General features: G+C 70.5%; 22 protein-coding genes. 12 read left to right on the top strand and 10 right to left on the bottom strand.

Going from position 1 to position 25,508, the window contains the following annotated elements; translation table 11 throughout:
- Nucleotides 1-2: 2 nt before the first annotated feature.
- Nucleotides 3-1,973 (bottom strand): S8 family peptidase, encoded by a 1,971-nt coding sequence (locus tag ADL15_RS19290; RefSeq protein ID WP_067692739.1) that lies wholly within the window; start codon nt 1,971-1,973, stop codon nt 3-5.
- Between the two features lie 116 nt (nt 1,974-2,089).
- Nucleotides 2,090-3,346 (bottom strand): IPT/TIG domain-containing protein, encoded by a 1,257-nt coding sequence (locus ADL15_RS19285; RefSeq protein ID WP_083971452.1) that lies wholly within the window; start codon nt 3,344-3,346, stop codon nt 2,090-2,092.
- Between the two features lie 212 nt (nt 3,347-3,558).
- Here ADL15_RS19285 and ADL15_RS19280 point away from each other — a divergent pair, with 212 nt between their 5' ends.
- Complete coding sequence (locus tag ADL15_RS19280; RefSeq protein ID WP_157441464.1) at nt 3,559-4,158, top strand: hypothetical protein; 600 nt, start codon at nt 3,559-3,561, stop codon at nt 4,156-4,158.
- Nucleotides 4,159-4,254: 96 nt separating this feature from the next.
- Complete coding sequence (locus ADL15_RS19275; RefSeq protein ID WP_157441463.1) at nt 4,255-5,085, top strand: hypothetical protein; 831 nt, start codon at nt 4,255-4,257, stop codon at nt 5,083-5,085.
- Nucleotides 5,086-5,233: 148 nt separating this feature from the next.
- On the opposite strand, the gene ADL15_RS19270 is transcribed toward ADL15_RS19275, so the two are convergent.
- Nucleotides 5,234-6,736 (bottom strand): IPT/TIG domain-containing protein, encoded by a 1,503-nt coding sequence (locus ADL15_RS19270; RefSeq protein ID WP_198170889.1) that lies wholly within the window; start codon nt 6,734-6,736, stop codon nt 5,234-5,236.
- Nucleotides 6,737-7,184: 448 nt separating this feature from the next.
- On the bottom strand, nt 7,185-8,456 hold the full coding sequence (locus tag ADL15_RS19265; protein WP_067692724.1) for an IPT/TIG domain-containing protein: 1,272 nt from the start codon (nt 8,454-8,456) through the stop codon (nt 7,185-7,187).
- Nucleotides 8,457-8,830: 374 nt separating this feature from the next.
- Between ADL15_RS19265 and ADL15_RS19260 the strand changes: the two genes are divergently transcribed.
- From ADL15_RS19260 to ADL15_RS19230, 7 genes are all read left to right on the top strand, one after another.
- A complete protein-coding gene (locus ADL15_RS19260; RefSeq protein ID WP_067692721.1) occupies nt 8,831-9,118 on the top strand; it encodes a DUF1540 domain-containing protein in 288 nt (95 codons plus the stop codon).
- Between the two features lie 166 nt (nt 9,119-9,284).
- Nucleotides 9,285-10,043 carry an NUDIX hydrolase gene (locus ADL15_RS19255; protein ID WP_067692719.1) on the top strand — a complete coding sequence of 253 codons (759 nt, stop codon included), beginning with the start codon at nt 9,285-9,287 and terminating at the stop codon, nt 10,041-10,043.
- On the top strand, nt 10,040-11,146 hold the full coding sequence (locus ADL15_RS19250; protein WP_067692716.1) for a hypothetical protein: 1,107 nt from the start codon (nt 10,040-10,042) through the stop codon (nt 11,144-11,146). Before ADL15_RS19255 ends, ADL15_RS19250 begins: the two co-directional genes overlap by 4 nt.
- Nucleotides 11,147-11,160: 14 nt before the next feature.
- Nucleotides 11,161-12,078 carry a hypothetical protein gene (locus ADL15_RS19245; RefSeq protein WP_067692713.1) on the top strand — a complete coding sequence of 306 codons (918 nt, stop codon included), beginning with the start codon at nt 11,161-11,163 and terminating at the stop codon, nt 12,076-12,078.
- Nucleotides 12,078-13,310 (top strand): adenylosuccinate synthetase, encoded by a 1,233-nt coding sequence (locus ADL15_RS19240; RefSeq protein WP_067692710.1) that lies wholly within the window; start codon nt 12,078-12,080, stop codon nt 13,308-13,310. Before ADL15_RS19245 ends, ADL15_RS19240 begins: the two co-directional genes overlap by 1 nt.
- 47 nt (nt 13,311-13,357) lie before the next feature.
- Nucleotides 13,358-13,786, top strand: a complete 429-nt coding sequence (locus ADL15_RS19235; protein ID WP_067692709.1) for a hypothetical protein — start codon at nt 13,358-13,360, stop codon at nt 13,784-13,786.
- Nucleotides 13,786-15,174, top strand: coding sequence for a multicopper oxidase family protein (locus ADL15_RS19230; RefSeq protein ID WP_067692708.1), 1,389 nt, complete (start codon nt 13,786-13,788; stop codon nt 15,172-15,174). The genes ADL15_RS19235 and ADL15_RS19230 overlap by 1 nt, the downstream gene beginning before the upstream one ends.
- A gap of 45 nt (nt 15,175-15,219) precedes the next feature.
- On the opposite strand, the gene ADL15_RS19225 is transcribed toward ADL15_RS19230, so the two are convergent.
- The 4 genes from ADL15_RS19225 to ADL15_RS19210 form a co-directional block, all read right to left on the bottom strand.
- Nucleotides 15,220-16,413: a hypothetical protein gene (locus ADL15_RS19225; protein ID WP_067692707.1), complete on the bottom strand. Its 1,194-nt coding sequence runs from the start codon at nt 16,411-16,413 to the stop codon at nt 15,220-15,222.
- A 4-nt stretch (nt 16,414-16,417) separates the two neighbouring features.
- Complete coding sequence (locus ADL15_RS19220; RefSeq protein ID WP_067692704.1) at nt 16,418-16,915, bottom strand: SigE family RNA polymerase sigma factor; 498 nt, start codon at nt 16,913-16,915, stop codon at nt 16,418-16,420.
- 67 nt (nt 16,916-16,982) lie between these two features.
- Nucleotides 16,983-18,143, bottom strand: a complete 1,161-nt coding sequence (locus ADL15_RS19215; protein WP_083971446.1) for a DUF5925 domain-containing protein — start codon at nt 18,141-18,143, stop codon at nt 16,983-16,985.
- Nucleotides 18,144-18,226: 83 nt separating this feature from the next.
- The gene (locus ADL15_RS19210) at nt 18,227-18,661 is read right to left on the bottom strand and encodes a nitroreductase family deazaflavin-dependent oxidoreductase (RefSeq protein WP_067692699.1); all 435 of its coding nucleotides are present in this window, start codon (nt 18,659-18,661) and stop codon (nt 18,227-18,229) included.
- A 126-nt stretch (nt 18,662-18,787) separates the two neighbouring features.
- Between ADL15_RS19210 and ADL15_RS19205 the strand changes: the two genes are divergently transcribed.
- Genes ADL15_RS19205 through ADL15_RS19195 form a run of 3 tightly spaced genes read left to right on the top strand, consistent with a single transcriptional unit; the run spans nt 18,788 to nt 21,926 of the window.
- On the top strand, nt 18,788-20,554 hold the full coding sequence (locus ADL15_RS19205) for a S8 family peptidase (protein ID WP_067692687.1): 1,767 nt from the start codon (nt 18,788-18,790) through the stop codon (nt 20,552-20,554).
- Between the two features lie 45 nt (nt 20,555-20,599).
- The gene (locus ADL15_RS19200) at nt 20,600-21,199 is read left to right on the top strand and encodes a sulfite oxidase-like oxidoreductase (RefSeq protein ID WP_067692685.1); all 600 of its coding nucleotides are present in this window, start codon (nt 20,600-20,602) and stop codon (nt 21,197-21,199) included.
- Complete coding sequence (locus ADL15_RS19195; protein ID WP_067692683.1) at nt 21,192-21,926, top strand: ferredoxin reductase; 735 nt, start codon at nt 21,192-21,194, stop codon at nt 21,924-21,926. The genes ADL15_RS19200 and ADL15_RS19195 overlap by 8 nt, the downstream gene beginning before the upstream one ends.
- 178 nt (nt 21,927-22,104) lie before the next feature.
- Here ADL15_RS19195 and ADL15_RS19190 read toward each other — a convergent pair whose 3' ends face one another.
- The gene (locus ADL15_RS19190) at nt 22,105-24,168 is read right to left on the bottom strand and encodes an alpha-galactosidase (protein WP_067692676.1); all 2,064 of its coding nucleotides are present in this window, start codon (nt 24,166-24,168) and stop codon (nt 22,105-22,107) included.
- A complete protein-coding gene (locus ADL15_RS19185; protein WP_067692673.1) occupies nt 24,165-25,490 on the bottom strand; it encodes an ABC transporter substrate-binding protein in 1,326 nt (441 codons plus the stop codon). Before ADL15_RS19185 ends, ADL15_RS19190 begins: the two co-directional genes overlap by 4 nt.
- Between the last annotated feature and the right edge of the window lie 18 nt (nt 25,491-25,508).

Here is a 25,508-nt window from a genome sequence, read left to right as displayed (position 1 = left end):
GGTCAGCCGGCCACGATGCCACTCGTCGCGCCCGCGACCGCGGCGGTGCCCGGGACCAGCACCCGGTACTGCTGCCCGGGGGCCAGCCCGCCGATCGTCACCTGGGTGGCGGTCTTCTTGGTGACGAACGAGAACACGGTCTTCCAGGTGCCCCGGACCTGCTGCTGCACCTGCACGGTCAGCCCGGCCGGCGAGGCCAGCTCGACACCCATCGTGCGGTTGCCGCTGCGGAACGCGGACGCCGTGCTGTGCACCGTGTAGGTCGCGGTGGCGGTGGCGGCCTCGTTGACGTCGGTCGCGGCGACCCGGAGCTGCAACTGGTACCCGGCGGTGGCGACCCGGTCGAGGGAGATCACGCCGGCGGCCGAGGTGACCACGTCCACGCACTGGAACGACTTGCCGGTCTCGGCGATGCAGAGCTTGGCGTTCTTCCGGGTCCAGGCCTGGCCACCGGCGGTCACCGTGAACGTGGTGACCGTGCTGCCGTTGTAGGCGACGTCGGCCGCGGTGGTGTCGGCGACGATCACCGGCGTGACCTTCGTGGCCGAGCTGGTGCTCGGGCTCGGAGCCGCCGAGGTGGGCGCGGCGGTCGGCGCCTTCGACGTGGGCGCGGTGGTGGGGGCGCTGGTGGGCGCCTTGGTCGGGGCGGTCGTCGGCGCCTTGGTGGTCGGCGCGGTGGTCGGGGCCTTGGTCGTCGGCGCGGTGGTCGGCGCGGTCGGGGCGGGGGCCGTGGGCTTGGCGGGAGCGGTGGTCGGGGCGCTGGTCGGCGTGCCGACGGTGGCGAGGGCCGCCAGGGCGTCGATCCGGCCGTACCCGAAGTCGTTGTCCTTGCCGGACGGCCCGAGGTCGACGGCGGACGTCTCCAGCGCCTGCTCGATCTGGTCCGGGGTCAGGCTCGGCTTCGCGGCCTTGAGCAGCGCGGCCACCGCGGCGACGTGCGGCGACGCCATCGAGGTGCCGCTCATCGTGCTGTAGCTCTTGCCCAGCGCGGACGGGTACGTGCTCAGGATCGCGCTGCCCGGCGCGGCCACGTCGACGAAGCTGCCGGCGTTCGAGTACTCGGCGACCTGGTCGGCGGAGTCGGTCGCGGCGACCGCGATGACACCGGCCTCGGCGGCCGGGTAGCTGACCGGGCTGCCCTCCTTGCGCTCGTTGCCGGCCGCGGCGATCACGGTGACACCCTTGCTGCGGGCGTACGTGATCGCGGTGGTCACCGCGGCGACCTTCTCCGACGAGCCCAGCGACATGTTGATCACCTGGGCGCCGTTGTCGGCGGCCCAGAGGATGCCCTCGGCGGCGTCGGACATGTAGCCGCTGCCGTCGTTGCCGAGCACCCGCACCGGCAGGATCTTCGCGTCCGGGGCGACACCGGAGACACCGATGGTGTTGCCGGTGACCGCGGCGATGGTGCCGGCCACGTGGGTGCCGTGCCCGTGCGGGTCGATGTTGCCGCCGACCTTGTCGGTGGTCGCGTCGTACCCGGTCAGCACCTGTCCGGCCAGGTCGACGTTGGTCGCGTCCACCCCCGTGTCGATCACGGCGACGGTGACGCCGGCGCCGGTCGACTTCTGCCAGGCGTCGGCGACGTGCATCGTGGCCAGGCCCCACTGCTTGCCCCGGTAGAGATCAGTTCCGGTCGGCGCGCCGTAGGCGTAGGTCTTGGCGTCGAGCTCGACACCGATCGCGCCGTCGGCGCTCTGCGCGTCCTCGACGAGCTTGACGGCGCTCGCCTTGTCGGTGGCCTGCTTCACCGTGACGACCGGGCGGCCGTGCCTGTCGAGCTTGGTGGAGACGACCCTGGCCGGCTTCGCCTCGGAGACCGTCGCGGGGAGCAGCTGGTCGGCGCTCTCGGTGAGGCCGTAGGTGACCGGCGCCCAGTCCGGCGTACCGGCGGGCAGCGCAAACGCGGCAACGGCAGCGATCGCACCAGCGGCAACGGCCCCGGCAGCGTAACGGCGCAGCTGAACCTTCATCGACAACGTCCTCTCCCCGGCGGCCCTTGCACAAGGAGGTTCGGCCGTCTTGAGGAAGCCGACAGTGCGGATCCGGTGCCGCCCAGGAGCAGAACGGTGCGCCCCGGCGCAGCGGGTCAGTACGGCGCGACGATGAACGCGGCCCCGCTGCTGACGATGCTGGAATTCGGGTTCAGGGCCGTGGTGGAACCGTCCGCGACCACCGTCAGGAAGTAGGCCCCGTCGGTGATCGGCGTGGACGGCAGGGTCGAACTGTCGGTCAGGCTCAACTGGTCCGCCGACAGGTCCAGCGTGCAGATCAGCTCGGTGTCACCGATGACCGCCTGCACCACGCACTCGGCCACCCCGCGGTTGCTGTCCAGCACGTAGGCGTCCCTGACCAGGAACACGTGCGCCTGGGTGCTCTGCGGATCACCGGCGGCGCTGAAGCTGAGCCCGGAGAACCCGGCGCCGTTGACGTCGACCACGACTGTCGTCCCGGCCGGAGCGGTCCTCGGCGCGATCGTGATGCCGTTGCTGTACAGGAAGCCGATCGGAGCGTCGTCGGTGTCCGGGTCGGCGTCCTCCGGCTGGTCGTTGTTGTCCGGATCGAGGCTGCTCACCGTGCCACCCGGGGTGGTCAGGGTGAGTGCCAGACCAGTACCCGAGGCTCGCGGACCGGTGGTCGCCGTGAGGCTGTTCCCGTTCGGCGCGACCTTGATGTCGACGAGCGGGACATCGCCGATCGCACCGGTGGTAGCGGTGGTGACGGCGCTGAAGCCGGTGCCGTTCACCGTGATCGACTGGCCGCCGCCGGCGGGGCTGCTCGCCGGGATGATCGAGGTGATGGTCGGCCGGGCGGTCACCGTGTACGAGGCGGTGGCCAGCAGCGTGCTGGAGACGGTGGAGTCGGTGTCGTAGACGCAGACGTTCCACTTGGCCCACGTCTGCGCGCCGGCCAGGACCACCCCGGTGGGATTGATCGTGCTCGGGTAGCCGTCCTCACCGATCACCGGATACGCCTGGGACGGCACGGTGAACAGCACCTTCGTGGCGGAGACCCGCCGTACCTGATCCGGGTCGACGGTCTGGACCCCGTCGGTGCCGGTGGTACCGGTGACGGCGATCTGCGCGACCGCCCCCGCCGTCGCACTGCAGGTCGTGGAGCCCGTTCCGACGTACTGGAACTGGACCGCCGGCGTGGTGCCGGCCGGGAACACCACGAACGGGCTGGCCACCGTGCCGGTGATGATGGTGCCGCCGCCGCTGGGGCCGGTGACGCTGCTCAGGGTCATCGCCGGCGTGGCGGCCCAGACCGGCGAGCTCGCTCCGGCCAGGACCAGGGCGGTGACGGCGATCGAGGCCAGGCCGGCCCGGGTCACGCGCTGAGACATGGGTACCCGCAATCCTTCGGCAGCTGGGGCGGCAGAGCGCCGGTCCCGGGTCACCTCCGCGCTTCCACCGCAGCGTAACGACCGGATTGCTGCCGATTCGCGGAGAACGTGAAAGATCCCGCGGAGGCTCGCCGTTAAGGGAACTCACAGCGACCACTCGTCCGTTTCAGCATGTTATTTCGTGATCATTGGGACGATTGAGTCGGGAGCCGGTGCGGCTCACCGCCGAGATCACGAGGGGAACAGCCAGCATGACCAGTCGCCATGACGATCGGACGGGGCACCGCGCACGGACCGCAGCCAGGGCGGTGGGCCTGGCCGTCGTGCTCGGCAGCGGGGCCTGTCTCGCCGGATGCGGCTCCGCCGAGCCCGCCGCGATCGGTCCGGAACCTCTCGCCAGCTCCGCCTCCGCCACGCCGGCGGCCCTCGCCGAGGGCAGTGCCGGGCACGCCCAGGCGATCATGCCGGGGCCGCAGCGGGCCAACTCGGTGCTGGACTCCGTGCGCATGACCCAACGGGGCTCGCTGAAATCGGGCGGCATCATCCGGGTGGTGTCCGCCCGGGGCGACCTGTCCGGTCAGCGCGAGCTCCGCTGGGTGGCCGGTGGAGTGAAGCCCTACCGGAACGCCGACTGCACGCAGACCTTCCAGCTCGGCAACGATCCGAAAGCGGAGCGGAAGAAAAATCTGCTGCTCTGCTGGCGTACCAGCGCGGAAAAGAGTGTCGTCACTGTTCTGGTCGATCCGAAAGGAAAGCCCTCTCGGGCGAAAGCCGTGCGGGAACTCAATAAGAAATGGAAAAGCATGGGTTAGCAGTAAAGCGGCTCATGTCTATTGCCATGCGATACATCCGGAACCCTTGAGACCATAGGGGTTCGCAGAAACCGGCACATTCTAAGGACGGGGAACATGGGGAACCCAGAGCACCAGGAACCCACACCCGAGCGCGGAGATCTCACGCCGGAGCTTCGCAACATCCGCCGCAGGCGCACCCTGATCGGGGTCACCGGGGCGGCTACCGTGCTCGCCGGCGGCGCCTTTCTGGCGCTGCAGACCCGCGGCACCCAGCAGGAGAGCCTGCCCGAACCACCACCGATGGCCGCCGCGACCGAAACGGCTCCGGTCCCGTCGACGCCGGAGGTTTCCGCATCGGCCGGCGGGCCTTCGTCCGCGGTCGCCTCGGGCTCGGGCTCGGCACCGGCTTCCGTCGCCGCGTCCACCGGCAGGGGCTCGGCGGCCGGTAGCGCCGCGGACGAGAAGCCGGCGAAGAAGTCCTCGGACGACGACCACGAGAACCAGGTCACGAAGAAATCGGCCAAGGAGATCCGCAAGGAGATCGAGGAGGCGCGGGCGAAGGCCGAGGCCGACGGCTTCGACCTGCAGCGCCCGCCGAAGGCGAAGGGCGAATCCGCCGCCAAGGCCGGCGACGCGATCAAGGAGTGGACGGAACCCACCGACAACGGCAGCGTGCGGGTGACGACCGCCCGTCATGACCTGACGGACAGTTCGACCCTGCTCCTGGCCGGCGATCGCGGCAAGTCGGTCGGCGCGGGTGTCAACTGCACGAACAAGGTCCGCTTCACCCGGGACGCACCGGTCACCGAGCGGCCCACGCTGCTGATGTGCTGGAAGACGTCCTCGTCGCGCAGCGTGGTGACGATGATGGCGGCGCCGGACGGCAAGCCGTCGGCGGACGACAACATCTCGATCATCGATCGCGAGTGGGCCAAGCTGCATTGATCTGACCTGACAGGACACAGCCCGGCGGACAGCGAATGTCCGCCGGGCTGTTTGCTTGGGTCGAGCGGTTCGAAACGACGGACAGAAACAGCCGGCCCGATGAACGGACCGGCTGCTTCTTTTTAGTTTGCCGTGCTCAGAGCCAGGATCAGAAGTCGGCGACCGTGAAGGTCGAACCACTGTTGATGACCGACCGCTGGTAGGCCGGGGTGTTCTGTGCGTCGACAGCACCGCTGTTGACCACGGTCACCGTGTAGACGCCGATCGGAACCTCGTTCAGCGGGGCCGCACCGATGACGTAGGTGCCGCTCGCACTGGCGGTGGCCGCCTGGGAAAGCGTGGCACCGGTGGCGGAACCGACCGCGGAGATCGTCGTGCCGGCCGGGATGCCGACACCACTGATCGGGCGACCGACGTCCGAGGCCGCGAAGGCAGCGGTTCCACCCGAGGTGAGAGCCGTGGAACTGGCGGTCAGGGTGGCGTCGGAGAAGGAACGGCTCGGCGACAGAACGATGTTCGTCGCGGTGGTGATCGCGGCGGTCGGCGCCTTGGACAGCATCACCTTGGTCGGATCGATGATCGCCGTGATGTAGGTGCCGGCCGTGATGGTGGTCGGGCCGGTCACCAGCATGCCGACGTCAGCCGGACCGAACGCACCCGCGGCGGCCGTCAGTGTGGTGCCGGTGACGGTGGCAGAGACGGTCCGGGCGGTGGACATCGAGTAACCGCCACCGGCCAGGTACAGCGAGCAGAGCAGCTCACTGTCGCTGATCGGCACCACGTTCAGGCACTCCGTGGTCTGCGGGTTGGCCTTCACCAGACCGGTCTTGGCCGGGTCGTAGTTTCCCTTGACCAGATACACGTGGCCGTTCGCGTCGTCCGGCGTCTTACCGGTCGTCGTGGTGAAGTTGATGCTGGAGAAATTGGTACCGGTGACCGACACGTCGGTCCGCGCCTTCGTGTTCGATGCCGTGTTCGGCGTCACGTTCAAGCCGGCGGCATAGGTGAAGGCGGCGGGGTAGATCGCGGTGCCACCCTCGCTCTTGGTGTGCACCAGAGCGAACGGGCCACCTGCTGCATGGGCCGGGATCGTGACCGTGGCCAGTGTGAACGCCCCGTTCACGGTCGGGGTGACGGTCGTGCCGCCGAGCGACCAGGTGCCGGTGGAGTCCAGGCCGGTACCCGAGATGATCAGCGTGCCACCACCCTGGGTTCCCGCGGCCCGCGGGGTGATGCTGGTGATGGTCGGGCTGGCACCGACGTGGTAGGTGCCACCAGCGGCCTCAGCCTTGCCGATCAGCGTCCACGCGGCGGTGCTCGCCCCGGGAACGGCGCCCGGAGCGCTATAGGCACAGACGTTGTAGTCGTTGGCCGCGCTGATACCGCCCGTGGTCGTGGCACCCGAGGGAACCGTGAACGCCAGCTTGGTGGCGCTGACCACGGTGACGGCGGCGGGGGCCACCAGGGGGAAGCTCGGCGCCGCAGTCAGGGAGGCGCTGCAGGTCGCGGCATTCTCCAGCGTCACCGCAGTGGATCCCTGGATGAACGACTGCGCCGGGTCCGACAGGGTGGCCACCGAGAGGGTGACGGTGTTGCCGCCGGCAGTCGGACCGGAAGAGGGGCTGACCGTCGCCACTTCTACCGCCGCCATCGCCGGATTGGCAGACAGGACAGCAGCCGCGGTGACGCCGACCACGGCCCCGAACTGCAGGGCCTTCCTGCGGCGGGATGATGCTTTCTCCATTTGCATGGGTGGGGCCTCCTACGGTCATCAGTGACCGCGTTGGGTAAGTGTTTGTGGGCCCGGACCGGATGGGCACTTCGGGCCGCCTCGCGAGAAATCGTAACTGCCTGCAAGCGGGCAAATCCGCCGAGCCGCGAAGTCCGCTGAAAGTTTCCTGGCAACAACACCACGGGCACTTATCACACCATTACCACGGTTTCAGGACTTCGATGAAACCCAAGGTCCGCCTCAAGAAATCAGACGTTTAAGGAAACGAATAAAGCCAGGGGCGAAGCGGAAAAGCAGCCGCGGCCGGCCACCCGAAGGCAACCGGCCGCAGCAATGGCAGGACTGACTGAGCAGACCAGGATCAGGATCAGTAAGCGGCGACGGTGAATATCGAGCCGCTGGTCACCTTGGTCTGGAAGGTCGGGGTGGCGTTGTTGGCACCCGTGTTGACCACCGTGACCACGTAGGCGCCCTCGTTCATCCGCGTGCTTACGCTGGTACCGGCGACCGGGTCGACGCTCTTCGTGATGTCGAGGTTGCAGATCAGCTCGGTGTCACCGATCACCAGGACGTCGGTGCACTCGGCGGCCGGGCCGTTCGTCCGGGTGTCCGCCTCCAACGCGGTGACCTGAGCGGCGCTGTTCGCCCCGTTGTAGGTACCTTCGACGAGGAAGATGTGCGGGCTGGCGTCCAGCGTGTTGGTCGGCGTGAGCCAGGTGTAGGCCGAGAAGCCGACGCCACTGATGTCGAGCGTCACCGAGTCCGCACCGGCGTTCGTGTTCGGCTGGACCGTGATGCCGTTCAGGTAGCTGTAGTCGTCGTCGGTCTGCACGTCGGCGGTGCTGTCCACCGAGCCACCCGTCGCGGTGACGACGAGCTTCAGGTCGGCGCCCGCCGTGCGGGCCGGCGTGATCGCCGTGAACTGGGTGCCGGTCGCGTTGACCACGACGCTGGACAGGGCACTGCCACCGATCGACGCGGTGGTGCCCGTGGTGAAGCCGGTCCCGGTGACCGTGACCTTGGTGCCACCGAGCGACGGTCCGCTCTCCGGGGTGATGTTGGTGATCGTCGGCGAGGCGGCGATCGTGTAGGTGCCCGAGGCCAGCAGACCACTGGTCGTGGCGTTGCCGGCGGTGGTGCCCGCGTACACGCAGACGTTGTACTTGGCCGTGGTCTGGGTGGTCGAACCGTTGACGGCCAGCGCGAGACCGGTGGCGTTGAACAGTTCGGCGCCCGCGCCACCCGGGTTCAGCGCCGTGGTGGGCGTCGTGATCACGATCTTGCTCTCGGTGACCTTGCGGACGTTGGCCGCCGGGACACCGACGATGCCGGCGCTCTGCACGCCGGCTACGGAGATCACTCGCTCCACCGGGTTCGAGTAGCTGAGCGGGCAGACCGTCGAGCCGCTGCCCGTGGTCACGAACTGGACGACCGGGGTGATACCGGTGAAGACAGCAGTGGTCGCCGTCGCCGTGATGGCGGTGGCAGTGGCGGACGGACCCGAGGTCGCGCTCAGGGTCAGCTTCGCCTCGGCGTACGCCGGCGTCACGAGGCCCAGGGTGGCAACGGTCGCCGCGCCGGCCACGATCCCGACGCGGCGGCTCAGCCGCGTGCGGGATCCGCTCTTCGACTTGCTCATGCGTGGTCCTCCTACGGTCATGCGACCGCTTCGGTGATGTTGGGTGGGCCCGCACGTGCTTGCAGTACTGAAGCCGGCGGGCCGTCTCGCCGGAAGCGTAGCTATTCGTGGCGGTTCGTTTACCTAGAGTCAGAAACATCCTCATATGTCAGACACTCCGCTCCCGCACCACTAAGATCCACGGCCAAACATGCGGGCGACGACATACATAAAAGCGATCAGCATCGGTAAGGCCCGCCTAACCTAATGGCAAAGGAAAGGCTTGCCTTACCATTCTTGGTTTTAAAAATCTTAAGCGGGAAAATGTGCGAACCGTTGCACCAATGACTAGATTCAAGAGGCGACAAACCCGGTAACCAGAAGGAGCACGCGCGATGACTCAGATGATGAACATGCCGCGGGTCCAGACCTGCACGGTTACGGACTGTGGCTACAACCACGACGGTTGCACCGCTTTCGCGATCACCATCGGTGACATGAACTCGGAGTGTGACACGTTCATCGGCTCCGGCGTGACCGGCGGCATGGGGGTGGCCACCGCTCAGGTGGGCGCCTGCAAGCGGGCCGAATGCAAGTACAACACCAATCTTGAGTGTCAGGCGCCGGCGATTACCGTGGGCGCATCCCTGGACCGAGCAGACTGCCTGACATACGAGAAGTAGCTGACCGAATCCGTTCAGGGAACCCGCCACCCACCGAGGTGGCGGGTTTTTTGCGTCCGCACGGCGGCCGGGGAAAGCGGGCCCCCGCCACCCGTTGACACGTGACGATCGAGCGCGCTAGGTTCATCTCACATCGAGTAGTACTCATAGTGAGAAGGACGCGATCATGGACGAGGCGAGTTTCCTGGCCGGCTACAACCCCCGGGACTACCCGTCTGCCGCCGTGACCGTGGACGTCGTGGCGCTGACCATCCGGGAGGGCACGCTCTGCGTGCTGCTGGTCGAGCGTGGCCAGGCCCCGCACCTGGGGCAGAACGCGCTGCCCGGCGGCTTCGTCCGGGACGAGACGCTCGACGAGGCGGCGCTGCGGGAGCTGGCCGAGGAGACCGGCCTGACCCCGGGCGCCGAGCAGGACGAGACGCTCGGCCGGGTGCACCTGGAGCAGCTCCGGACGTACGGAAATCCGGACCGTGACCCCCGGATGCGCATCGTGTCGGTCGCCTACCTGGCGTTCGCACCGCATCTGCCGGAGCCGGTCGCCGGGACCGACGCGGCCCGGGCCTTCTGGGTCCCGGTCGACGAGGCCAAGGACCTGGCCTTCGACCACGACCAGATCCTCGCCGACGCGCTCGAACGGGCCCGCGACAAGCTGGAGTACACCCCGCTCGCGACCGCGTTCGTCGCCACCGCCTTCACCATCGGCGAGCTGCGACAGGTCTACGCCGCGGTCTGGGGTGAGGAGCTGCACGCCGGCAACTTCCACCGCAAGGTGCTGTCGGTGCCGGGCTTCGTGGAGAGCACCGGTGAGACCGCGGCGCGCGGCGGGGAGCGCGGCGGGCCCAAGGCCCGGCTCTACCGGGCCGGTGACGCCAGGTTGCTGCACCCCGCGCTGTTGCGGCCGACACGGGAGGACAGGATCAGATGAAAGCCGGGTACGCGACTTCCGAGCAGGACACCCAGACCCGTTTCCGGATCTCTTTCGCCGAGGCCGAGGCCCGGATCGCGGCGGCGAGCACGTTCGCCGAGCTGATCGACACCACCGGCGTCGGCATCACCCGGAAGGCGACGTTCGTCGACGTCCGGCTCGCCTACCGGACACTCGCCAAGATCGTTCACCCGGACACCGCCGGACCCGCGCTGTGGGCGTCCGCGACTCGGGCGTTCGCCAAGCTCGGCGCGCTCTACGCGGAGTGCGACGACCGCGTGATCACCCCGAAGCAGCACAGTCGGAAGGCCCAGCAGCATTACTCGACGGGCCGGCGGCAAACGGCCCGAGACCGGGTCCGGGGAGGCCCGGACCCGGTCGCCCATCCCAAGCCGTGGTCGCGGTTCGACCGCCGGTTCGCCGAGGGCGACGTGGCCGACCTGTTCGAAGAGGGCGAGTCGCTGCTCAAGGTGCCCCGTGACCCCGCGGACAGCGATCTCATGGTGGTCGAGGCCGCCGCTCTGCGCCGGCTCCGTCGGCACGGAAGGCCCGATTTCCAGGCGTACGCTCCGCGGCTGCTGGACAGCTTCATCCACGTCGACGGCGACCATCACCGTCGTACGGTGAATGTCCTGATGCGGCAGCGAGGGTTCCGCGACCTGGCCGTTCCCGGCGGTCTCGACCCGGCCGACCTGATCTGGATCTGGCGCCGGCTGCTGGCCGGCCTGGGCTGGGCGCACCACGCCGGCATCGTGCATGGAGCGGTCTTCGAGGAGCACGTGCTCGTCGACCGGCGGCAGCGCGGCCTGGTCCTGATCGACTGGTGTTACGCCGCGCCGGTCGGCGGCCGGCCGAAGGCGCTGATCGCCAAGCGCGAGGCGCAGTACCCGCCGGAGGTGCCGGCCGGGCGCCCGGTCACCCCGGCCACCGACATCCACCTGGCCACCGGCCTGATCACCCGGCTGTTCGGGCCGGACATGCCGCACCCGCTGCGGCGGTTCGCCGACGGCTGCCTGTACGACGCGCCGAGGATGCGCCCGCAGAACGCGTGGCACCTCCTGGCCGAGCTCGACGAGCTGGTCCCCCCGCGTTACCGGATCTGAGAGGAAACACGACCATGGGAAGCGGACGCTGGTCCACCGATGTCTACACGGCTGCCGAGAACTTCCGGGCGGCGACCGGCGAGAGCGCCTTCGCGTACAGCGACGGCGGCGCCCGGCAGGCCCACCCGGAACTCGACCCGCAGGGTGTGTTCATGCGGGAGAGCCGGGACAGCTCGGAACACCCGGACAGCACGCCGATCGTGGTGATGTTCGACGTGACCGGCTCGATGCGGAACGTCCCGCGGGTGCTGCAGACCAAGCTGCCGCAGCTGCTCGGCCTGCTGACCCGCAAGGGCTACGCGACCGACCCGCAGATCATGTTCGGCGCGATCGGTGACGCCACCTGCGACCGGGTGCCGTTGCAGGTGGGCCAGTTCGAGTCGGACAACCGGATGGACGAGGACCTGTCCCGGATCGTGCTGGAGGGCGGTGGCGGCGGGCAGAAGCGCGAGTCGTACGAGCTGGCGATGTACTTCCTGGCCCGGCACGTGCTGACCGACTCGATGGTCAAGCGGCAGCGCAAGGGCTACCTGTTCCTGATCGGCGACGAGCTGCCCTACGCCATGGTCAAGCCGAAGGAGGTCCGCCGGGTGATCGGCGACGACCTGCGCGAGGCCATCCCGGTCGCGTCGATCGTCGCCGAGCTGCAGCGCAAGTTCGAGGTGTTCTTCATCCTGCCCACCTCGGCGACGTACGGCCGGGACCGCGAGGTCCTCGCCGCCTGGCGCGGCCTGCTCGGGCAGAACGTCCTGGAGCTCGACGACCTGGACGCGGTCTGCGAGACGATCGCGCTGACCGTCGGCCTAGGCGAGGACACCGTCGACCTGGAGGAGGGCCTGGACGACCTGGCCGCCTACGGGTCGGCGGCCGGTCACTCGGTCGGGCAGGCGCTCGCCCCGCTGCACAGGCCCGGTCGTCTCCGGAGGCTGTGATGGATCACGTGGCGGTCGTCGACCTCGGGTACGGGGACGCCGGCAAGGGCACCGTCGTCGACGCGCTCTGCGCGAAAAACCGCGTGCGGGCCGTCCTGCGCTTCAACGGGGGAGCGCAGGCCGGGCACAACGTGGTCACCGACGACGGGCGGCACCACACGTTCGCCCAGTTCGGGGCGGGCACGCTGCGCGGGGTGCCGACCCACCTGACCCGGTTCACGGTGGTCGACCCGCTCGCGTTGTCCGCCGAGGCGTTCGCCCTGAAGAACCCGTTCCACCTGCTCACCGTCGACGGGGACGCGCTGCTGGCCACCCCGTGGCACCGGGCCGCGAACCGGCGCAAGGAACGCGTGAACCGGCACGGCTCGTGCGGGATGGGCGTGGGCGAGACCATGGCGTACGCCCTGGAGCACCCGGAGGCGCCCCGGGTCTCCGACGTGCTCTCACCGGCGCGGCTGCGGCGCCGGCTGGCCGCGGTGCAGGAGGCGTACGGCTACACCGACACCCCGCTCGACGACGTGCTGGACGCGTTCGTCGCGTTCGGCCGGGCGGTCACGATCACGCACGAGAGCTACACCATGCGGTTGCTCGCCGAGGGGCCGTGCGTGTTCGAGGGCGCCCAGGGTGTGCTGCTCGACGAGTGGCGCGGGTGGCACCCGCACACCACCTGGTCGACCACGACGTTCGACAACGTGGCCGAGCTGTGCCCGTCGTTCCGGCGGCTCGGGGTGGTGCGGACGTACACGACGCGGCACGGGTCGGGGCCGTTCGTCACCGAGGACCCGGCGCTGGACCTGCCGGAACAGCACAACGGGCACGACGAGTGGCAGGGCCGGTTCCGGACCGGGCACTTCGACGCGGTCGCCCACCGGTACGCCGTGGAGGTGGCCGGCGGCGTCGACGAGCTGGCCGTCACCCACCTGGACGTGGCCGCGCGGGAGACCGGGCTGGGGATCTGCACGTCGTACCGGGTGGACGGGGCGGTCTGGGACCGGATCGAGCCCGGACCGCACCGTGACCTGGCCCACCAGGAGCGCCTGACCGCCCGGCTGCACCGGGCCACGCCCGCCGGGCTGTACCGGCCCGGTGACTGGCCGGCCGAGATCGGCGCGCTGCTGGGCGCACCGGTAACCCTGGAGTCGTACGGCCCGCGCGCCGCCGACAAGCGTTTTGTCGCCGATGGCGTACGCGGGCCGTCGCACATACGACTCCCGGCGTATTGCCTGGTCTGACCGTCGGGAGAACGCTGAGAGCATCGGATTTGAAGGGGGAAAGCCCGATGCGCTCCGTCTACCGTGCACTATCCGGTTTGATCCTGATCGGCTTCGTCGTGCAGATCGCCGCGATCGCCGCCGCCTGGTTCCAGGTCCTCAACGACGTCGACGACGGCGGCGTCTTCGACAACAACACCCGCAACTGGGCGCACATCGTGCACGCCGTGGTCGGCGCCGAGGTGATCCCGCTGCTCGCCCTGGCGCTGCTGGTGGTCTCGTTCTTCGCCCGGATCCCGGGCGGGGTGAAGTGGGCCGCGCTGACCTTCGGCGCCGTGGTCCTGCAGGTCGTCCTGGCGTTCGCCGGCTACAGCGTGCCCGGCGTGGGCGCCCTGCACGGGCTCAACGCGCTCGTGGTCGCCGGGCTCGCCTCGGTCGCCATGCGCAAGGCTCGGGAGGCCGACGCGAAACCGGCCCCGCCGGTCGCCGTCGCCTGATGCGCACCTCGACCCGGGCCGCCGTCGCCGTGGTGGCGGCCCTCGCCGTGCTGGGCCCGGTCGGCTGGTTCTGCTACGACAGCCTGGTCCCCGGCACCTACGACATGGCCGCGATGGGTTATCCGGACTACGGCGGCGGCCCGGCGACCGATCACGATCACCGCACCGGGATCGCGGTCGCCGACCTCAAGGGGCCGAGCGGCACGCCGGACGTCGCGGTCACGCTCACCGCGGGTAGAGCGGGCAGCCGCTACACGCTGAACGGCGTCTCCCCCGGTCCGGAGATCCGCGCCGTTCAGGGCCAGCTGATCCAGGTGACGCTGGTCAACGAGTCGGTGCCGGACGGCGTGACCCTGCACTGGCACGGCGTCGACGTGCCGAACGCCGAGGACGGCGTCGCCGGGGTGACCCAGGACGCGGTCGGGCGCGGGCAGAGCCACGTGTACCGGTTCGTGGTCAAGGACGCCGGCACGTACTGGTACCACTCGCACCAGGTCTCGCACGAGCAGGTGAGGAACGGCCTGTTCGGCGCTTTGATCATCACCCCGCGCGGCGCGACCGGGAGTGATCAGGTCGCGATGGTGCACACGTATCAGGGCAAGCGGACCGTCAACGGCGTGCCCGGCATATCCGACATCTCGTCGCCGACAGTCAAAGTGATCAACACGGATGCCGGACCGATCCGGATCTGGGTGAGCGGCACGGCGTTCCGGGTCACCGCCATCGACGGACGTGACGTCCACGAACCGGGTGTGATCAAGGATCAGGCCGTGCTGGTCACCGCGGGCGGCCGGGTCGACCTGCGGCTCGACGGTCCCGGTCCGGCCCGGGTCGACGTCGGCGGCGGGGCGGCGCTCACGGCCGCCGGTGCGGTCCAGGCCGCGCTGCCGCGGGACACGCTCGACTTCCTCTCGTACGGAAAAAGTGGTTTTCTCGGTTTTGACCCGGACCGGCCGGACCGCCGTTTCTCCTACGACATCGGGCGCCGGTTCGGGTTCCTCGACGGCCGGCCGGGCCTGTGGTGGACGGTCAACGGGCACCTGTTCCCGGACGTGCCGATGTTCATGGTGACCACCGGTGACGTCGTGCGGATGACCGTGCACAACGGCAGCGGCGAGGTGCACCCGATGCACCTGCACGGCCACCACGTGGTGGTGCTCAGCCGCAACGGCACCGCCGCGACCGGCAGTCCGTGGTGGACCGACTCGCTGGACGTGGCGGACGGCGACACGTACGAGATCGCGTTCCGCGCCGACAACCCGGGCATCTGGGCCGACCACTGCCACAACCTGGACCACGTGCCGGAGGGCCTGGTGGCGCACCTGGCCTACGCCGGGGTGCGCAGCTCGTTCCAGGTCGGCGGACCGAGCGGCAACACCCCGGAGTGAGAGCGGTCCGCGCCGAGCGGCAACGCCCGGCGCGGACCGGTCAGGTCAGCACTGCCAGATCTGCGGGAGGGTCTGGCCCGATGCGGTCAGGAAGGCGAGCGAGCCGGACCGGCCGGCCTCGGGCTCCACGGCAATCGACCCGACCACCAGGCCGTCATCGGTCAGCGCCCTCGCCTTGGCGGTCCGGCCGCCGCCACCGACCGGCAGGTCGGCCACCGCGCCGTCCCGGATCAGCGCGCCCTGCTGGGTGACCACCCAGCCGTCGTCGTTGACCGCGATGCCCGGCCCGAATCGCTGGGGGAACTGGCGGAACTCGCCGGTCCGCAGATTCCATCGAGCCGCCTCGCCCTGACCCCACACGCTGCCGGTGACCCAGTCGCCGCGGGACGCACTCGCCAGCGTGACCTTCCCGGCCGGTGCCGACAGCTTCCGGGCCCCGCCCCGCTGGTCCCAGCGGTACCCGGCCACACCGGCGCCGTCGCGGTAGAGCCCGCCGACCATGGTCCCGTCATCGGCCAGGTCGTCGACGGTGGCGCCGGCCGGGAGCGGCAGCCGCACCGGCGTGGTCGCACCGGCCTTCCAGAGCAGCACGATCGTGCCTTTGCCGTTGTTCTCCCCCGCGGTGGCCGGCTCCGCGTTGACCAGCACGTCCCCGGCCGTGTTGATCATCGCGCCGGGATACGGTGACCAGTTCCCGGCCGGCATCCCGAGAACGGTGTACTGGCCGTCCTCGAAACGGAACACCGAACCGCCGCCGGCGCCGTCGTTGACCAGCCCGACCACCACGCCGGACGCGTTCACCCCGGTCACCTGCACCGACCCGACCGGCACCGGCAACAGCCGGGGGACCCCGTCGGTCCACAACACCGGCCGGAAGACGTGCTTCACGGTGGCATTGCCGACGATGTACCGGCCGGTCGGGTCGACCGACTCGGCCTCCATGTCGGTGATCCCGTCCGGCACCGGCAAGGTGCGCGGCCGGCAGCCGGCCGGGTGCGCCACCGGGGCGCTGGTCGCCGCCGGCAGGGCCGGCCGGTTGTCCGGACCGGCGTCGCTGAGCAGCACCTTCGGCACCGCGAGCAGCGCGCCCACGGTCAGCGCGGCGCCCGCGCCGGCCCAGACCGCACGCCGCCGGCGGACCCGTTGCCGGGCGGCCGGGAGCACCGTGTCCATCGAGATCCGGCTCGGTGGCGTGGCGATCGCCGCCAGCCGCTCCCGCAGAGCCTGTTCCTGATCCACCCCGCTACCTCGATTCCTGGAAGGCGCCGAGCTCGGCGCGCAACGCGGCCAGCCCACGCGAACACTGGCTCTTGACATTGCCGACCGAGCAGCCGAGCGCCGCCGCGGTCGCCTCGACCGAGAGGTCGCTGAAGTAGCGCAGCACCACCACGGCCCGCTGCCCCTTCGGCAGGGCGCGCAGGGCGGTCAGCAGCTCGTCCCGCGCCTCGACCCGGGTGTCGGCCGGGCCGGGTCGTTCCGGCAGGTGGTCGCCGAGCAGCACCCGGCTCCACCGGCGGCGACGCTCGTCGAGATAGCGCCGCACCAGGATCCGGTGCACGAAGCCGTCCAGGTTGTCCGCCCGGACGGCCGACTTCCAATTCATGTACAGCGCGGTGACCGTGGCCTGGACGATGTCGTCGGCCTGGTACCGGTCCGCGCACAGCAGATACGCCGCCCGATGCAGCCGGGGCAGGCGCCCGGCCACATAGTCGACGTACTCCCGCTCGAGGTCAGAACGCATCCCGCTCCCCCGTCAGTGGTCCGTCACCCTTCTGTCGCGGGTGGACGCACCGGGGGTTGCATCAGTTCTACAGATACATTCCGGTCGGGCCGGACTGCTTCGGGACGGTCACCGGCTGGGCGCCGGTGCGCAGGGCGTACAGCTCGGCGAGGGTCGCGCCGTCCGGGCCGATCCCGGTCGAGGTGCCCAGCCAGCCGACCGCTTCCTGGTACGGCAACCGCCCCACCTCGATGCTGGCCAGGCAGCGCCCGGGCCGGACCACCGCGGGGTGCAGCGACGACAGGTCCTCGTTCGTGGTGATCGCGATCAGGGCGTTACGCCCCTGCCCGAGCAGCCCGTCGGTGAGGTTGAGCAGGCGGGACAGCGACTGCCCGGCGCTCGCCTTGGCATCCCCGCTGATCAGCTCGTCGCAGTCCTCGAGCATCAGCAGCCGCCACTTCGGCTCGTCCTCCTCGCCGCTGCCCAGCGCCACGCTCATCAGGTACGCCGGGTCGCCGAACAGCCGCTCCGGGTCGAGCACGCAGTCCACCTGGCACCAGGACCGCCACTGCTGGGCGAGGGCGCGCAACGCGGTGGTCTTGCCGGTGCCCGGCTCGCCGTGCAGCAGCAGGAGGCGGCCGGTGACGTTCGCCGCGTCGACGGCCATCAGCCGTTCCAGGGTGTCGGCGACCGGCCGGGCGTAGTTCGGCTTGATGGTGTCCCACGGCGCGGCGCCGATCTCCCGCTGGGTGCGGCGCGGGCCGTGCGGGCCGTAGTGCCAGAACCCGACCGGCACGCTGTCGTCGGCCGGGGCCGGCTCCTCGACCGCGCCGGCGGTGACCGCGGCCAGGGTCGCCTCGGCCAGCTCGCTGGTGGTCGCGGTGACCGTGACCCGGGCCCGGCGGCTCTGCTTCCAGCGCATCACGTGCAGCGACCAGCCGTCGCCGACGCTGAGCCGGCCGTGGCCGTCGTCCTCCACGGCGTCGCGCATCACGTGCGCGCCGGGCAGGGTCAGCGGCGCGTCGGCCCGCAGATTTTCCAGCCAGGTGGTGCGGCCGAACGGCTCCCGGCCACTGACGAACGGGTCGAGCGCGATCAGGTCGACCAGGTCCACCAGGCGGTCACCGTCGTCGACGGCGCCGGCCACCGGGAGCCCGGCGGGCAGGCTGGTCGGCAGCACACCGGCCGGCCGCGCGGCCGGAACCGCGGTGCCGTTGGTGCGGTCGATGGGCTGGTGGGGGGTCCGCATGCCCCCATGATCGCGGGCGGGCGGCCTGGTGGCATCCCCTTTTCCAGCCCCATCCGCACCCACCGGACGGATCGCCCCGCCGTTCAGCGCCGGGTCAGGACGAAAACGGGAATCAAACGGTCCGTCTTCGTCTGATAGCCGGCGTAGTTCGGGAACGCCTCGACCGCCCTCTGCCACCAGACCTCCCGCTCGGCGCCGGACAGCTCCCGCGCCTCGTAGTCGTGCCGTTCCGGGCCGTCCTGCACCTCGACCTGCGGGTTCTTGCGCAGGTTGTAGACCCACACCGGGTTCTTCGGGGCGCCGCCGAGGGAGCCGACCGCGAGGTACTCCCCCTCGTGCTCGACCCGCATCAACGGGGTCTTGCGGAGCTTGCCGGATTTCGCGCCGACGCTCGTCACCACCACGATCGGCTTGCCCTGGATGTCGTTGGCCTGGGCGCCGTCGGTCGCGTCGTACTTCTCGGCCTGCTTGCGGGCCCAGTCGGATGTGCTCGGTTCGTACTCACCGGTCAGCGGCATACGCCCGAGTCTACGGCGATCACCGCACCGCAACCGCACCCCGCACGGCCCTCGATCGCACTCCGGTGGCCCGATCTTTCACGTAGGGCTGGTCACCGGGGCGGCCGCCGACGAGGGGTGGACTTGATGCGGCCGAGGACTTTCGCGGGCATGGTGACGGCGGCGGCGCTCGCCACGGTGGGTGCTCTGGTCCTGCCGATCGGCGGCCCGGGCTGGGAACCGATCTCGTACGCCCTGGCCGCGAGCCCCGAGCAGGTGCTGCCGGCCGAGGTGTCCGCCGCGAAGCCGGCCCGGGTGGTCAGCACCACGCTGGACGCCGACGGGCGCCCGGTGATCACGGTGCGCGAGGCCCACGATCGGGTGACCGCCGCCCGGCTGGTGGTGCAGGCCCAGCAGGCCCCGAACGCGCTCGGGGTGGAGATCGACGGGACGGTGCACGCGCTGGAGGCGCCGGGTGGCTCCGACCCGTACCGAAGCAAGCAGTGGGATCTCGCGACCATGCACGTGCCCGCAGCCTGGCAGCGGTCGACAGGCGCCGGGGTGACCGTCGCGGTCCTGGACACCGGGGTCGACGCGAGCCACCCGGACCTGGCCGGACAGGTGCTGACCGGCTGGGACGCGGTCGCCGGCACGACCGGCGGGAACACCGACCCGGAGGGGCACGGCACCCACGTGGCCGGCACCGTCGCCGCGCTCACCGGCAACGGACTCGGCGTGTCCGGCATCGCCCCGAACGTGACCATCCTGCCGGTGCGGGTGCTCGACGCGGAGGGCGCCGGGGACACCTCGGACACCGCCGAGGGCGTGATCTGGGCCGCCGACCACGGCGCCGACGTGATCAACATGTCGCTGGGCGGGACGAAGCAGTCCAGCGCGCTCACCAACGCGATCGCCTACGCCCGCGGCAAGGGTGTGGTCGTGGTCGCCGCGGCCGGCAACGAGCGGGCCAAGGGCAGCCCGACCAGCTACCCGGGCGCCGACCCCGGCGTGATCGCGGTGGCCGCCACCGACGCGTCGGACGCGGTCGCGTCCTACTCGAACGCGGGCAGTTACGTGGACGTGGCCGCTCCCGGCAGTCTGATCCTGAACACCTATCCGACCGCGCTGGCCGCCACCGGCTACGCCACCATGAGCGGCACCTCGATGGCCTCGCCGCACGTCGCGGCGGTCGCCGCACTGCTGCTCGCAGCGCGTCCGGGCCTCAGCCCGGACCAGGTCGAGGCCGCGCTCGAAGACTCCGCGATCGATCTCGGGACGGCCGGTAGGGACAACGACTTCGGGTACGGCCGGATCGACGCGGTGGCCGCTCTCGATCAGGTGGCACCGACCACCACCCCGTCACCGGCACCCACCGCCGCGCCGGTGGTCGCCACGCCGGTCGTGACCGCGAGCCCGGCCACCCGGACCGTCACCTACAAGGCCCGCACCAGCACCGCGTTCCGGGTGACCGCGGACGGCGCGCCCTGGGCGAACCGGCCGGTCTCGGTCTGCGTCTCGGTCGGCGGCGGCAGCTGGTCCTGCGGCTCGGCGACGACCGGCGCGACCGGCACGTACACCGTGACCCGCACCGCCACGGCCTCCTTCCGGATCCGGCTGACCGTGCCCGCCAGCAGCACCAACACCACCGCGGTGGCGACCAGCAGCTACACCGTCAAGGCCGCGGTCGCGGTCCGGCGCAGCGCCAAGAAGACCTTGACGGTACGGGTGACCGGCGCCGCCGGGCAGCAGCTGACCGTCCAGCGGTACGCAAACAAGCGCTGGACCACGGTGAAGAGCTACCCGGCCACCAGCAGCCGGACCGTCACCGGGCTGGTCAGCGGCGGCAGCTACCGGGTGGTGCTGTCCTCCACCACGAGCGTGACCGGCGTGACGAGCGCGACCGTGAAGGCCTGACCCGGGGACGCCACCCCGTAACGATCATGCGGTTTACTCGTCGGCATGGGCATCATCTCCCGAGGCTTCGGCGGGCGGCGGCGTGACTCCGCACCCGACCTGCCGCCCGGCCAGTACCTGACACACGACTTCCCGGTCCTCTCGGCCGGGCCGACCCCGCGCATCCCGCTCGACCGGTGGAGTTTCACCATCGCCACCGAGGTTGGGCAGAAGCACACCTGGGACTGGAAGGCGTTCACCGCGCTGCCGGCCGAGGAGATCACCAAGGACATCCACTGCGTCACCAAGTGGTCGAAGCTCGGCACCACCTGGAAGGGCGTCTCGCTGGACACGCTCTTCGAGGAGGTGGAGACCGCCGCGGACTACGTGATGGCGCACAGCAAGGGCGGCTACACCACCAACGTGCCGTTCGAGGACCTGCTCGACGGCAAGGCGTGGATCGCGTACGAGTTCGACGGCGAGCCGCTCGACCCGGAGCACGGCGGCCCGGCCCGGCTGCTGATCCCGCACCTGTACTTCTGGAAGTCCGCCAAGTGGGTCAACGGCCTGCAGATGCTGCTGGAGGACGAGCCCGGGTTCTGGGAGGCGGCCGGCTACCACATGTACGGCGACCCCTGGTCGGAACAGCGCTACTCGGGTGACTAAGCCGCGCACCCTGACCTGGCGGGCCGGCACCGTGACCGCGGTACGCCAGGAGACCCCGTCGGCCCGCACCCTGGTCCTGGACGTACCGGACTGGACCGGTCACCTCCCCGGCCAGCACGTCGACCTGCGCCTGACCGCCGAGGACGGCTATTCGGCCCAGCGCAGCTACTCGATCGCGTCGGCCGGCAGCGGCCCGCTGGAGATCACGATCCAGCGCCTCGAGGACGGTGAGGTGTCGCCGTACCTCACCGACGTCGTCGAGACCGGCGACCGGATCGAGCTGCGCGGGCCGATCGGCGGCTGGTTCGTCTGGCGCTCCGCACAGCCGGCCCCGGTTCTGCTGGTCGCCGGCGGCTCCGGGATCGTCCCGCTGATGGCGATGATCCGCGAACGTGGCCAGGTCCGCGGCCGCCAGCCGTTCCGGCTGATCTACTCGGTCCGCTCGCCCGAGGACGCCTGCTACGCCGCCGAGCTCCAGCGCCGGGTCCGCGACGACCCGGGTCTCGACGTCCACATGGTCTACACCCGCACGGCGCCGGCCGGCTGGCCCACCCCGCCGAAACGGATCGACGTGGCCACGGTCAACAGCCACGGCTGGCCGCCGGACTTCGCCCCGGACGTCTTCGTCTGCGGCCCGAGCTCGTTCGTCGAGACCGCGGCCGACATCCTGGTCGCCCTCGGCCACGACCCGAAAAAGATCCGCACCGAGCGCTTCGGCGGCGCCTGACTTTTTCGGTACGACCACCGCACCCAGCCCCGCTCCAGCACCCCCGCAAGGCAGTCCCCACCCGGACCTTGGCTGGCGCTCAGGGGTGCCTCAAGGGTGTTGAGGCACCCCTGAGCACCAGCCGAGGCCGGGAGGCGCGGCACGGTCCGCAGCGAGCGCGGTCTCGCGTGAGCCACAGCTACGGGGTGCTGTCCAGGGTGAAGAGGGCGGCCTGCTCCGGGGTCAGCAGGGGGACCGGGAGGCCGATTTCGGTCAGGACGCGGCCGGGGAGGGTGACCGAGCCTGCGGCCAGCCACGGGGGTGGGGCGTCCTGGACCGTGCGGGGTGGATGGCCCAGGGGGCGGACCGTGTAGGAGCGGTCCGGGTCAAGGCCCGGGAAGCGCAGCGGCGGGGGCAGCGCGGCGGCCGGGGCGTCCAGGGTGACCAGGGCGAAGACCGCCGCGGAACGGTCCTGGGCCACGACGCCGTGCACCAGCACCGCCGGGTCCGGTGAGTCCGCCCGGACCACCACGCCGGAGTGCAGCAGCGGGCGCAGGCGTTGGTACTCCGCGGTCCAGGCCGCGATCAGCGCACGGTCCGCGGCGGAGGCCCGGGAGACATCCCACTCGATGCCCGCGTGCCCGAACAGGGCCGTGGCGAGACGGAAACCCAGAGCTGACGTACGCCCGGTGACGTGCGCGGCCCCGGCACCGAGGTGGCCACCGAGGAACTCGGGCGGGATCAGCACGCCGGTCCAGCGCTGGATCAGCTGCCGGTCCAGCGGGTCGTTGGTGTCCGAGGTCCAGAACCGGTCGACGTGCTCCAGGATGCCCAGGTCGATCCGGGCCCCGCCGGAGGCACAGCTCTCGATCTCCACGTCCGGGAACGCCGCCCGCAGCTCGGCCAGCAGCCGGTAGAGGGCGGTGGTCTGCCGGTGCGCGGCGCCCGGCTCGAGCAGGTCCCGGTTGTGGTCCCACTTGAGGAACGCGATCGGGTACTCGGTGAGCAGCGCGATCAGCCGGTCCCGCACGTAGCCGAACGCGCCCGGGTCGGCGAGGTCGAGGACGCGCTGGAAACGCCAGGTCGGCGCGGACGGCGGGCCCAGGATCCAGGACGGGTGGGCCCGGGCCAGCTCGGAATCCGGGCTGATCATCTCGGGTTCGGCCCAGAGGCCGAAGTCCATCCCGGCCGCGTGCACCCGGGTGATCAGCGGGTGCAGGCCGTCCGGCCAGACGTCCGGGTCGACGTACCAGTCGCCGAGGGCGCGCCGGTCGTCGCGGCGGCCGGTGAACCAGCCGTCGTCGAGCACGAACCGTTCCACGCCGACCTCGGCGGCCGCGTCGACCAAGGCGGACAGCTTCGTGAGGTCGTGGTCGAAGTAGACCGCTTCCCAGGTGTTCAGCACCACCGGACGGGGCGCGGCGGGCCGGCGTCCGGCACGGATCCACGGGTGCAGCCGGTCGGAGAGGCCGTCGATGCCGGTGTCGGAGAAGACCGCGACCACCCACGGCGTGCGGTAGGACTCGCCGGGCGCGAGCCGGATCTCGCCGGGCGCGAGCAACTCACCGGCGCCGGCCACCGAGGGGCCGAGCGCGGACCGTTCGGCCCAGATCCGCTTGTCGCCGCTCCAGGCCAGGTGCAGCGCCCAGACCCGGCCACGGCGGAAACCGAAGCCGGGCTCGCCGGCCATCAGCAGGAACGCGTCGTCGTGACCGGGGCGGCCGTGCCGGCTCTCCCGGCTCCACGTGCCGGAGCGCAGCGCGGACCGCTGCGGACGGCGCTCGTGCGCCCACAGGCCGGTGAAGTCGAGCAGTTCGGACGCCTCGGCCGGGATCGGCAGCAGCACATCCAGGGCGGCCAATTCAAAATCGCCCGGCCCGCGATTCTCCACGGCGTGCCGGAACTGCAGGACACCCTCGGGCGACAGGACGACCTCGGTGGTCACGTGCAGGCCGCTGTCGGCGCTTTCCGATCGTACAAAAATGGTGTTTTCGGTGGTCTGGATGTCGGTGACCCGCAGCGTTCCCGCGGTCTTGCCGTCGCGGTGGCCCGACAGGGCGGGCCGCCCGCTCCATCCGTCACGCACGGTCGGGAGCAAAGGCAATTGCAGGGGTACGTCGATGGAGCTGGGCGGAATCGCCGGCACCTGGGTGTCGGCGAAGTCGGCGGGCAGCTCGCCCAGGTCAGGGCCCCAGTGCAGCACGACGCCGCGGGCGTCCAGCACGAAGCTGGCGCCCGCGGCACGGAGGTGGTGCAGGGTCACTCGGCGACCGGGATGCTCTGCGACTTCAGGTTGTCCACGGTGGTCGTCTGCGCCTTCTTCAGCGCGTCGAGCAGCGTGCCGTTACCGGAGACGGCGGCCTTGAAGCCGTCCGACGCGGTGGCGTAGGTGGAGGTCATCGTCGGTCCCCAGGTGAAGTCCGGCGCGACCTGGCCGGACGCCTCGGCGAAGACGTCGTAGATCTTCTGGTCGCCGTAGAACGCGACGCCCTTGGACAGGGCCGGCAGCGTGGCGCCGGACTTGGTCGCCGGGTACAGGTTGGCCTTCTCGTTGAGCAGCGTAAGCGCCTCCTGCGAGGTGTTCAGCCAGATCGCGAACTCGGACGCCTCGTACGGGTGCTTCGAGCCCTTGAAGACCGCGGTGGACGAGCCACCCCAGTTACCGGCGGTCTTGCCACCGGCGGTCCACTGCGGCATCGGGGCGACCGCCCACTTGCCGGACGTGTCCGGCGCGCCGGACGAGATCGAGTTGGCGCCCCAGACCGCGGAGACCCAGGTCCACGCGTTGCCCTTGTTGTAGGCGTTGTCCCACTCGGTGGTCCACGGCGGCACGGTGGAGACGAGCTTCTTGGTGATCAGGTCCTGCCAGTAGGTGGCCACCTTGGTGGTCGCCTCGTCCTGGAAGTTCACCGACCACTTGCTGCCGTCGTTGGCGAACCAGTGGCCACCGGCCTGCCAGGCGAGCCCGGCGAACTGGTTGATGTCGCTCTGCGAGAAGTTGGTGATGTAACCACCGGCGGCCTTGACCTTCGCGGCGGCCGCGGCGTACTCCTCCCAGGTGGTCGGGATCGCGATGCCGGCCTTCTCGAACAGGTCCTTGCGGTAGAACAGCGCCATCGGGCCGGCGTCCTGCGGCACACCGTAAACCGCGTTCTGCTCACCGAAGCTGACCTGGTTCCAGGTCCAGTCGATGAACTGGTCCTTGGCCTCGCTCACCGGCTTGCAGGCGGCCAGGTTCTCCAGGCCGTCCTGGACCCGGAAGCTGGGCAGCGCGTCGTACTCGATCTGGCCCAGGTCGGGGGCGTTGCCGGCCTTGAGCTGGTTGAAGAAGTTCTGGTACGTGCCGCCGTTACCGTTCGGGCCGGTCTGCACCTTGACCTGGATGTTCGGGTGCGAGTCGTTCCAGACCTTGACGACGTCCTCGATGTTCGGGATCCACGAGGTGAAGTTCAGGGTGACCGGGCCGCCGCTGGACGGCGCGCAGCTCGCCGCGCCGGTGGTGGCGGTCGTGTCGTCGTCACCGCCGGAGGAGCAGGCGGTCAGGGCCAGGGTGGAAGTCAGCAGGACGCTGAGTATTTTTTTCATTTCTTTCCGCCTTTGAGA

It is taken from the genome of Actinoplanes awajinensis subsp. mycoplanecinus (assembly GCF_001509495.1).
In the GTDB taxonomy this organism is placed as follows: domain Bacteria; phylum Actinomycetota; class Actinomycetes; order Mycobacteriales; family Micromonosporaceae; genus Actinoplanes; species Actinoplanes palleronii.
This window is presented reverse-complemented; position numbering and strand designations above follow the sequence as displayed.

What these genes read in the sequence shown, in the direction of transcription:
- ADL15_RS19250 (WP_067692716.1), top strand. Translation starts at nt 10,040, where the DNA reads ATGAAAGCCGGGTACGCGACTTCCGAGCAGGACACCCAGACCCGTTTC.
- ADL15_RS19285 (WP_083971452.1), bottom strand. Translation starts at nt 3,346, where the DNA reads ATGTCTCAGCGCGTGACCCGGGCCGGCCTGGCCTCGATCGCCGTCACC.
- ADL15_RS19265 (WP_067692724.1), bottom strand. Translation starts at nt 8,456, where the DNA reads ATGAGCAAGTCGAAGAGCGGATCCCGCACGCGGCTGAGCCGCCGCGTC.
- ADL15_RS19235 (WP_067692709.1), top strand. Translation starts at nt 13,358, where the DNA reads ATGCGCTCCGTCTACCGTGCACTATCCGGTTTGATCCTGATCGGCTTC.
- ADL15_RS19255 (WP_067692719.1), top strand. Translation starts at nt 9,285, where the DNA reads ATGGACGAGGCGAGTTTCCTGGCCGGCTACAACCCCCGGGACTACCCG.
- ADL15_RS19210 (WP_067692699.1), bottom strand. Translation starts at nt 18,661, where the DNA reads ATGCCGCTGACCGGTGAGTACGAACCGAGCACATCCGACTGGGCCCGC.
- ADL15_RS19220 (WP_067692704.1), bottom strand. Translation starts at nt 16,915, where the DNA reads ATGCGTTCTGACCTCGAGCGGGAGTACGTCGACTATGTGGCCGGGCGC.
- ADL15_RS19290 (WP_067692739.1), bottom strand. Translation starts at nt 1,973, where the DNA reads ATGAAGGTTCAGCTGCGCCGTTACGCTGCCGGGGCCGTTGCCGCTGGT.
- ADL15_RS19230 (WP_067692708.1), top strand. Translation starts at nt 13,786, where the DNA reads ATGCGCACCTCGACCCGGGCCGCCGTCGCCGTGGTGGCGGCCCTCGCC.
- ADL15_RS19275 (WP_157441463.1), top strand. Translation starts at nt 4,255, where the DNA reads ATGGGGAACCCAGAGCACCAGGAACCCACACCCGAGCGCGGAGATCTC.
- ADL15_RS19215 (WP_083971446.1), bottom strand. Translation starts at nt 18,143, where the DNA reads ATGCGGACCCCCCACCAGCCCATCGACCGCACCAACGGCACCGCGGTT.
- ADL15_RS19200 (WP_067692685.1), top strand. Translation starts at nt 20,600, where the DNA reads ATGGGCATCATCTCCCGAGGCTTCGGCGGGCGGCGGCGTGACTCCGCA.
- ADL15_RS19240 (WP_067692710.1), top strand. Translation starts at nt 12,078, where the DNA reads ATGGATCACGTGGCGGTCGTCGACCTCGGGTACGGGGACGCCGGCAAG.
- ADL15_RS19260 (WP_067692721.1), top strand. Translation starts at nt 8,831, where the DNA reads ATGACTCAGATGATGAACATGCCGCGGGTCCAGACCTGCACGGTTACG.
- ADL15_RS19185 (WP_067692673.1), bottom strand. Translation starts at nt 25,490, where the DNA reads ATGAAAAAAATACTCAGCGTCCTGCTGACTTCCACCCTGGCCCTGACC.
- ADL15_RS19245 (WP_067692713.1), top strand. Translation starts at nt 11,161, where the DNA reads ATGGGAAGCGGACGCTGGTCCACCGATGTCTACACGGCTGCCGAGAAC.
- ADL15_RS19205 (WP_067692687.1), top strand. Translation starts at nt 18,788, where the DNA reads ATGCGGCCGAGGACTTTCGCGGGCATGGTGACGGCGGCGGCGCTCGCC.
- ADL15_RS19270 (WP_198170889.1), bottom strand. Translation starts at nt 6,736, where the DNA reads ATGGCGGCGGTAGAAGTGGCGACGGTCAGCCCCTCTTCCGGTCCGACT.